Source organism: Pleurocapsa sp. CCALA 161 (genome assembly GCF_003003995.1).
In the GTDB taxonomy this organism is placed as follows: Bacteria; Cyanobacteriota; Cyanobacteriia; order Cyanobacteriales; family Xenococcaceae; genus Waterburya.
This window is the reverse complement of sequence record NZ_PVWF01000068.1, coordinates 18,745-27,859: the sequence shown is the minus strand read 5'-3', so window position 1 is coordinate 27,859 and position 9,115 is coordinate 18,745. Positions and strand designations below refer to the sequence as shown.

Sequence of the window (9,115 nt, the reverse complement as noted above, 5' to 3'; positions counted from 1 at the left end):
GTAGTAGGTAGTAGGTAGTAGGTAGTAGGTAGTAGGTAGTAGGTAGTAGGTAGTAGGTAGTAGGTAGTAGGTAGTAGGAAATCGAAAAGCGATCGCCTTCCATAACTAGAAAGAGCGATCGCTAAGTGAGGGCTTTGCCCAATCGCCTTTAAAAGCTTAGAGCTTAGAGCTTAGAGCTTAGAGCTTAAAACACTTTAAGCCACACTAAAAATCAAGACAAAACCCAAGACTGCGCCAAACACAATCAGGGCATAGAATTGGGCGCGACCATTCTCTAAGTATTTCAATCCTTCGCCACTAAGGACTGCTGCCAAACCAGTTAGGTTAACTGCACCATCCACAACGCGATAGTCAACTTCCATAATTTGCCTAGCAAGACGACGAATGCCTGTGACAAATACTTTGTTGAAGAGATCGTCGATGTACCACTTATTAAGGGAAAAACGATAGAGCGTAGGGACTTTATTCGCGATACTCTGGGGATCGATAGTCTTAGTTCGATACATCAGTAGAGCGACAATAATTCCCGTAACGGCGATCGCCACAGATAAGCCAGCCATGGTAATAAATTCACTCTTGTCAAAGGCATGAGCTTCAATAATTTCTCCTGGGGCATGAATAAACTCTTCAAAGTAATTATTCCAGGGACGACCAAGTAAGCCAATTAGGGTAGAGGGAACAGCCAACACGAGTAAGGGTAGCGCCATTGTCAGCGGGGACTCATGGGGAGATTCACTATGACCATGACCTTCATCAGCATCCATTGCACCAGGGCCAAAGGCTAAACCTGTTTCACCCATTAATTTTTGCTTGATCCCGGCATCATTACCGCGAAACTCTCCTTCAAAGGTCATAAAGTACATGCGGAACATATAGAAGGCAGTCAAGCCAGCGGTAGCCCAACCCACAAACCAAAGAGCGGGATTTGCTGCAAAAGCTTGTCCCAGAATCTCATCTTTTGACCAAAAACCAGCAAAGGGAGGAATTCCACAGATAGCTAAATTACCTACAAAGAATGCCCCCGCAGTGATGGGCATATATTTTCTCAATCCTCCCATCAAACGCATATCTTGCGCCAGAATTGGGTTATGTCCAACCACGTCTTCCATACCGTGAATGACCGAACCCGAACAAAGAAAGAGCATTGCTTTAAAGTAGGCATGAGTTCCCAAGTGGAATAAGCCTGCACTATAAGAACCAATACCCATTGCCATCACCATGTAGCCAAGTTGGGAAACAGTAGAATACGCTAAACCCTTTTTAATGTCGTTTTGCGTTAGGGCAATACTCGCACCTAAAAAGGCAGTAAAAGCCCCTGTCCAGGCAATCAAAGTCATGGCAGCAGGAACATGCTCGAAAACGGGATACATCCGCGCAATCAAAAATACTCCCGCAGCCACCATGGTCGCTGCATGAATTAGGGCAGAGATCGGCGTAGGACCTTCCATCGCGTCTGGTAGCCACACATGGAGGGGAAACTGAGCTGATTTAGCTGCTGGGCCCAAAAATACTAAGATGGCAAAAAGAGTGGCTAGAAAAGCGCTGATTGCACCAGAAGAAACTAATTCTCCCAGGCGATCGCCCATTACCTGGAATTCAAAACTACCTGTTGCCCAGTAAAGTCCTAGCATCCCTAGCAATAGCCCAAAGTCACCAACACGGTTGGTCACAAATGCTTTTTGACAGGCATCCGCTGCGGGTTGGCGATCGTACCAAAAACCAATCAGGAGATAGGAACACATCCCGACTAATTCCCAAAAGATATAGATTTGGACTAGGTTAGGGCTAATGACTAGTCCCAGCATCGATGAGCTAAAGATACTCAGATAGGCATAAAAGCGAACATAGCCTGGATCGTGCGCCATATAGCCATCGGTGTAGATCATCACCAAAAAAGCTACGGTGGTGACAATTACCAGCATCATAGCGCTGAGGTGGTCAATGGTGTAGCCCATGGAGAGATGAAAGTCTCCCGCTGAAGCCCACTCGATTGTGCGGGTGAAAACTTCATGTCCGTGGATCTGACTCCACAGAAGAGCAAAAGACATGACCATTGTTGCCCCAAGAATGGAGACAATAAAGACAGCGACGATCTGTCGGAGATTATTAGTCGCTTTGTTGACGGAGATTAAACCAATTCCCACTAGCATTGCCCCTAACAAAGGCAAAACGGGAATTAGCCAAGCATATTGATAAAGCGGTTCCATATTGTTAGATCTGAATATAAATTGCTTAACGACAAGAGATGATTAACGCTAATCATTGTGACATATACGATTACTTGAAGAACTGATCTATCTGAAAGATAAATATGCTCAAGTCAAGGTTAAACTTCAGTTTAAATTAGTTCATTTTAATTCTTTGGTTTTTGTTTCAAAATACATCTACTCTCAAGGACAGTATATCTATCATCTTGAAATAGAGTATAAGTATCTTCTGTGCTTTTTTTGTAGAGTTAGTCACTTAAATCTGATTCATCTTCAAAATTTCTCAAACAGCGGTCAAAGTAGTTTGGTAATCTGCATTTAAACTGCTAGCTATTGCTTAAATCCCCTGATGTCACCAAAATCTTTACCTGACTTTTGCCAAATTTTATGACTGAAAGTAGCGACAGTAAAACCTTATTCATTGCCAGTTCTTACCCTAAAACGGCGGTTAAAACCAATACTACAGCCTAAGATTATTTACACTGATATTAATGGGATATTAATGGCAGTGGACAAGATGATCTGGAGTAAGGACGTTGTAATTAACAGAACAATTTAGATTGCCAAGGTGAAATAAAAAGTAGCTCCTTCACCTTTAGCCGCTTCAGCCCAAATTCTGCCGTTATGACGATGGATGATGCGTTGTACAATCGCCAAGCCAATTCCGTTTCCTTCAAACTTTTTGGCATTTTCTAGTCGATGGAAAGGAGTAAATAATTGCTCTGCTGATTTCATATCAAAGCCTAAGCCATTATCTCGAATAAAGTAAATTAGGTTGCGATAGGCTGAACGGATGCGATTTCTTTGATGCAGATCGCTGATTGTTGCTAAATTAAGATTAGTTTTGTGTAAAGTTTTGCTTACTTCGGCTGGATTCGAATCGATTACACCGATTTCAATACAAGGATGTTGCTCTTTGGCGGTGTATTTCCAGGCATTATGTAGCAAATTTTCTAAAGCGTGCATCAAAAGATTTTCATCGCCGATCGCGATTATTTGCGGCTGAATGGTTAACTTGACTTTCCTGACGGCTTGTTGTTGCAAGCGATCGCCAATTTTTCTCGCTAAATCGCTCAAATTTATCGGTTTGATCTCCAACTCACTTTTTTTAACTTGAGAGAGGATCAATAAATCTTTGATAATTTGCTCCATGCGATCGCTGGAATCGCAAATATGTTGTAAAAAATGTTGTTCTTGTTCGTCTCGTTGTTCAAGCTCGTATTTGTGTTTCAGCAGTCTAGCCATCCCTTTGATCACAGTTAAAGGGTTCCTTAAGTCATGGGAAACTGTATAACTAAAGGCTTCTAATTCTTGATTTAAGGCTTCTAATTGAGAAGTTCTAGTTTTGAGCTGTTCTTCGATCAGCTTGCGCTCAATAGCGTAGTGCAGAGCATGAACTAAAACTTTTCCCATCACTTGTCCTTTGACGAAATAGTCTTGCGCTCCTTGTCTAACTGCTTGAATTGCTAATTCCTCGTCATTCGTGCCTGTAAGAATAACGATTGGTATTTGAAAAGCTTTTTTGCCGATAGTTTTGAGAGTTTCTATTCCTTGACTATCTGGCAAGGAAAGATCTAGTAAAATTGCATCGCAAGGGCATTGTTCTAGATACGTAATTGCTTTTGCTAAATAGTCAACGTGAACTATCAAATATTCAAATGTCTTGGCACTTTTAAACTGCTCTTGAATGAGAAAAGCATCACCCAGATTATCTTCGACTAATAAGACATTGAATAGTTTTTGATTCATGAACTGCCATTGGGAACAAACTTAGGTGGCAACTGAACTAAATTAAGCCAGAAATTTTCAATCTTTTTAATCGCGTTAACAAATTCTTCAAAGTCAAAAGGTTTAGTTACGAAACAACTGGCATAAAGTTGATAGCATTTTAAAATATCTTGCTCTGCTTTGGAAGAGGTCAAAATAATTACGGGAATTGCTTTTAATTTCGGGTTTGACTTGATTGTTTCTAGAATTTCAAAGCCTGGTTTTTTAGGTAGATTTAAGTCTAATAGTATCAGATCGGGACGAGGTACTGTTTGATAATCTCCTTGCTGCTGCAAATATGCCATTGCTGCTTCGCCATTGGTTACATGATGAAGATTGTAGGCAATTTTGCTTTCTTGGAGAGTATTGCTAATTATATAAACGTCACCCAAATTATCTTCACACACCAGAATATCAAGCGCTTGATTACTTTGACTAAGACTCATACAGTCTAATGTTAAATTATATTACTTTGTTAAGCGTCCTAATTATATTGTCAAAAAATAACGAATAGTGCTTTATACAGAATTAATTAAAGTTTGTTGATAATTTAGGTGGTAACTTGGCTAGATTTAACCAAAAAATCTCAATGCTTTTAATAGCTTGAAAAAAAGCGAAGTAATCAGAAGGTTTAACAATATAGCTATTCGCACAAAATTTATAACTCCTAAGAATGTCTTTTTCACTATTAGAAGAAGTTAATTTAATTAAGTAGCTGGGTGAAATTAAATATAAAATAACGGATTCTTATTTTTCTCCCCTATCTCCACTACTCCACTACTCCACTACTCCACTACCTCACATAAGTCTTTAAATTAATTATGCCTAGCTACTTAAAAGCTCTATTTTGATACATTTTTATGTAATTCTGCATTGTCTGTTTCTTTCAGACTTAACGAATCAAAATTCGTTAGACGCTCACGTTGCGCAGAGTAAAGTAAAAAGTAGATCCCTGTTCTACTATTGACGAAGTCAGAGGAAGCCCCGTCGTTTTAAGGCGGGGTCTGTTTGACTCTACCCAAATTTTACCGCCGTGATGTTCGACAATTTTATGGCAAATTGCTAATCCAATACCAGTACCTGGATATTCTTGTCTAGTATGAAGACGCTGGAAAATTTGAAAAATGCGATCGCTATATTGAGGATCGACACCAATACCATTATCTTTGACCCAAAATAACCATTCTTGCCCTTGCGCTTTGACACCAATTTCGATGATTGGCGATGCCTCGCCGCAATACTTAATTCCATTGGCGATCAGATTTTGAAACAGTTGAATTAACTGGGCTGCATCGCCAATGACGGTGGGTAAAGGATTTCTAGTGATTTGGGTTGTGGTTTCTTCAATGGCAAGTTGGAGATTAGATAAAGCTCTATCTAGTATTGCTTCGCAGTTGATTGCCTTAAAAGTTTCAGTTTGACTACCAAGACGGCAATAAGCTAGTAAGCCTTCGATCAAAGCTGCCATTCGCTCTGCACCATCAACGGCAAAATGAATGATTTTATCGGCTTCAGCGTCTAGTTGCCCAGAATAGCGTTTGGCAAGCAGTTGAGTAAAGCTGGTGACCATGCGCAAAGGCTCTCGCAAGTCATGGGAAGCAATATAGGCAAACTGTTGTAGCTCGTGATTAGAGCGAATTAAATCAAGATTTAATTGTTGCAGTTGTCGATTTGCGGTTTCTAATTCAGCCGTGCGATCGCTAACTCGCTGCTCTAAATTGGCTTTTGACTGCTCTAATGCTTGGTTAGTATGTTGTAGTTGTTCAAACAGGATCGATTGTTGAATTGCGATCGCCACATGATTGGCTAATTGCTGCAAAAAATCAATTTCAGTTGGCTGCCACTCTCTAGAGTGAGAACATTCATGAGCAATCAACAATCCCCAAAGATGAGGAGTTGGGGATGCTGCGTTTGATTGGTCGATAGAAAGTAAAATTGGCACAACTAAGTTGGCTCGGACTTGATATAGTTCCAAAAATTCGACATAACAAGGAGTCAGATCTTTGAGATAAATATCTTCTGTACTGGCAACTCTGCCCTGGCGATAAGACTCTAGCCAATTTTGCTCAAAACAGGGATCGGCAATAACTCTACCTATAATTGACCATGCAGAATTGTTGACGGATTCTACCATCACTAATCCACTCCAATCGGGGTTAAAGCGATAGATCAAAACTCGATCGCAGTTTAACCATTGACGCACCTCTGCTACAGTGGTGTGCAAAATATGGTCTAGGTTGAGAGACTGACGAATCCGCAGCGCTATGTTGGCTAAAACGTCGGGAAATACCATTAGAGAGATTAAAGTTAATTTATTAAAGATTTATTATTTATAACTTCAATTGTAAAGGGCTTTGCCCTAGCCAATAGCTAATAGCCATTGGTGACAGCTTTTTTAGTAAATTACCTAGTTGTTTGACTCTTGTTGAAGAATACAGGCACTCTCAAGAACAGTATGTCTAGCATCTTGGAATACGGTACAGGTATCTTGTAAAAGCGCGATCGCTGGTACAGTTCCCTGTTCTAATTGCTTGATTGCTGTTTGGGTAACTGGCTGTTGATCGGTTAGCCAGCGATTATCCGTTAGGTACGGGACGTTGAAACTAGACTTTTCAATTAACCACAGGTCGACCCCATAACGTTTAAGGAAATCTTGAGCTAGTGCTAGATCGGGAGTGTATTGTGCCTCAATTAAATCAAAAATGCGCTGCCGTAAGGGTTGAAAATAACCCATATGATAGGGGATAGCGTGTTCTCGACTAGATAAGACTGAACGATTGGTAAAGCTTGCAATATTATCTGCTTCATCGGTTAAAGAAGCGATTAAAGTGTCTTTGGGTTGCTCTTTAATAAATTCATACAGTTCAGGATATGAACCGATCATATAGTCCGTATCGAAAAATTTGTCTTGGCTGAGGGGATAACCAACTAAGAGGATAATCAACAGCACTATGGCAGATTGGGCTGTGAGGGATTTGGCTTGACTAGTAGGTCGATCGATCGCCCAGCTTAAAACCGCCTCCAAAAGTACCATTAAGGTCATCCCAGCAGCAAGAATAATCACAACTCGCAAACTACGAGCTACATAACGACTGGGTAGATACAACTTAAACAACACTGCATGAGCCAGGAAAAACCAGCCAAAAGAGGGAATTAGTAAATCCTTGAGATAAGAAATTTTCGGACTAATTTTTTCGAGCAAAGGAAAGCGTTGCGGAAACTTAAACAGTAAAGGTAAGAACAAGCCCGCGATCGCTAAATCTGGAACTAATGCTTCATGCAGCGTTAATCCCGAACGCATACTTCCAAACCAATATTCCCAAAAATTGTCCTCAAAAAAAGCAGTTCTGCCACCTGCTGTAAACTGAGGAATATTTCTCGCTTGTTCTAGGGTGACAGTAGGGCCATATTCACTAGAAGCCAAAACGTAGGGTAACAGTAACATAAAAGCTACAGCTAAACTGATGCCGCTAAAAAGATAAACTTGCCGCTCTTGCACTAGACGAGGAACAAACCCTTTAAATTGCCATAATTGCCAAAATAACGCCCCCGCAAAAATTAAGATCATGGGAGGATAAAATATAGACCCTAGAAAAAGGGTAAAGCAGACTCCTAAAAGCGATCGCTTTAACCAAAAGTAAAGGAAAATAAAAAATAACGGGTAAACAAAATCTTTAGCTGTTCCTGAAATTGTTCCTTGCTCGGCCCAAACATTCTGACTAAACAACAAGGTGGTCACAAATGCCCCAAAGGGAATAGGCAAGATTTCTAGACTTACGGCAAAGCTAAACACCGTGATAACCAGAGCGAGTATTCCAGGGAGCAACTTATGCAAGAGTTGTGGCTCAATTCCCAACATCGCCATCCCCTGATATAGAGTTTTAACGCCCCAAGGAGAAATTGACTGATAATAATCGGCAATCAAATCGTTCTTAAACAGTTCGGGGTCGATAAAACGACTCATCCAAAAAATATGCTGACGAGCATCATCTTGAAATACATATTCACTCTGCAAAGCCTGCTGTAATGCCAGCAAAGCATAAATTACCGTAAATAATAAACCCAAACCGAGCCACCAGAGAGAGCGTTTTGTGTATAGTTTAGTTTCAGTTGCCAACAGAAATTTGGCTATTTTGGCGATCAACATTTTAAGATAAGTAAGTTTAATGTCGAACATAGTAACCCTTTTTTTCGGCGATTTTACTGCTTGCGCCCGATCTCCTAGCTACTGCCCATACACCTGATGCCACAAGAATTTTTACCCACCTTCTCCATCGTTATTCCCGTCTACAACGAAGAAGAGATTATTGCAGCTACGGTAGAGCATCTACATCAAATATTACAGCCCGCTTATCAATACGAAATTATTGTGGTGAATGATGGTTCTACCGATACCACCTCCCAGGTATTAGCTTCTGTGGCAGGAATTATCTTAATCGAACATAGTTGTAACCGTGGTTATGGTGCTGCCCTCAAAACTGGCATCAGGCAGGCTCAGTATCCTCTAATAGTTATTACTGACGCGGATGGGACTTATCCTAATGAACGTATTCCCGATTTATTAGCCTTGGCAGCAAGAGCCGATATGGTGGTTGGTTCAAGGACTGGTAAAAACGTTACCTACTCCAATCTGCGTAAAATTCCTAAGTGGTTTTTAGTACGCTTTGCTCAATGGGTGACCAAAACTCAGATTCCCGATTTAAACAGTGGGTTGCGAGTTTTTCATCGCGATGTTTTAGTCAAATTTATTCCCGTCTTGCCCAACACCTTTAGCTTTACCACCACCATCACTATCGCCATGCTGACCAATAATTATATTGTTCATTATGAGCCAATTGATTATTTTCATCGGGTAGGCAAGAGTAAAATTAAACCGATTCAAGATACCTTACGTTTTGTCCAATTAATTCTCCGCATGGGGGTATATTTTGCCCCCTTAAGAATCTTTCTTCCCGTTGCTGGACTATTTTTCGCTGCTTTTTTAATTACTCTCTTTCAGGATGTATTTATCAGACAAGATTTAACCGAGTCTACTCTAATCTTATTCGTCGCTGCTATTCAAGTTAGTATATTTGCCTTACTTGCAGACATGATCGATCGCCGTAGTAGCAGGTTTTAAGTAAGGGTACAATTAAAATTCA

General features: G+C 40.5%; 6 protein-coding genes. 1 reads left to right on the top strand and 5 read right to left on the bottom strand.

Going from position 1 to position 9,115, the window contains the following annotated elements:
* Positions 1-194: 194 nt before the first annotated feature.
* The 5 genes from C7B62_RS16075 to C7B62_RS16055 all read right to left on the bottom strand — a co-directional run bounded on the left by C7B62_RS16075 (position 195) and on the right by C7B62_RS16055 (position 8,151).
* Positions 195-2,207 (bottom strand): NAD(P)H-quinone oxidoreductase subunit 5, encoded by a 2,013-nt coding sequence (locus C7B62_RS16075; protein WP_106238768.1) that lies wholly within the window; start codon positions 2,205-2,207, stop codon positions 195-197.
* A 555-nt stretch (positions 2,208-2,762) separates the two neighbouring features.
* Positions 2,763-3,956 (bottom strand): ATP-binding protein, encoded by a 1,194-nt coding sequence (locus C7B62_RS16070; protein ID WP_106238764.1) that lies wholly within the window; start codon positions 3,954-3,956, stop codon positions 2,763-2,765.
* Complete coding sequence (locus C7B62_RS16065) at positions 3,953-4,420, bottom strand: response regulator (RefSeq protein WP_106238761.1); 468 nt, start codon at positions 4,418-4,420, stop codon at positions 3,953-3,955. Before C7B62_RS16065 ends, C7B62_RS16070 begins: the two co-directional genes overlap by 4 nt.
* Before the next feature lie 464 nt (positions 4,421-4,884).
* The gene (locus C7B62_RS16060; RefSeq protein ID WP_106238759.1) at positions 4,885-6,267 is read right to left on the bottom strand and encodes an ATP-binding protein; all 1,383 of its coding nucleotides are present in this window, start codon (positions 6,265-6,267) and stop codon (positions 4,885-4,887) included.
* 114 nt (positions 6,268-6,381) lie between these two features.
* On the bottom strand, positions 6,382-8,151 hold the full coding sequence (locus C7B62_RS16055) for a hypothetical protein (protein WP_106238756.1): 1,770 nt from the start codon (positions 8,149-8,151) through the stop codon (positions 6,382-6,384).
* A gap of 66 nt (positions 8,152-8,217) precedes the next feature.
* On the opposite strand from C7B62_RS16055, the gene C7B62_RS16050 reads away from it, so the two are divergent.
* Positions 8,218-9,093: a glycosyltransferase family 2 protein gene (locus C7B62_RS16050; RefSeq protein ID WP_106238753.1), complete on the top strand. Its 876-nt coding sequence runs from the start codon at positions 8,218-8,220 to the stop codon at positions 9,091-9,093.
* Positions 9,094-9,115: the final 22 nt, after the last annotated feature.

Bases quoted from the DNA above. Each gene is read 5' to 3' on its own strand.
- C7B62_RS16075 (WP_106238768.1), bottom strand. From the start codon at position 2,207: ATGGAACCGCTTTATCAATATGCTTGGCTAATTCCCGTTTTGCCTTTG.
- C7B62_RS16065 (WP_106238761.1), bottom strand. From the start codon at position 4,420: ATGAGTCTTAGTCAAAGTAATCAAGCGCTTGATATTCTGGTGTGTGAA.
- C7B62_RS16050 (WP_106238753.1), top strand. From the start codon at position 8,218: ATGCCACAAGAATTTTTACCCACCTTCTCCATCGTTATTCCCGTCTAC.
- C7B62_RS16055 (WP_106238756.1), bottom strand. From the start codon at position 8,151: ATGTTCGACATTAAACTTACTTATCTTAAAATGTTGATCGCCAAAATA.
- C7B62_RS16070 (WP_106238764.1), bottom strand. From the start codon at position 3,956: ATGAATCAAAAACTATTCAATGTCTTATTAGTCGAAGATAATCTGGGT.
- C7B62_RS16060 (WP_106238759.1), bottom strand. From the start codon at position 6,267: ATGGTATTTCCCGACGTTTTAGCCAACATAGCGCTGCGGATTCGTCAG.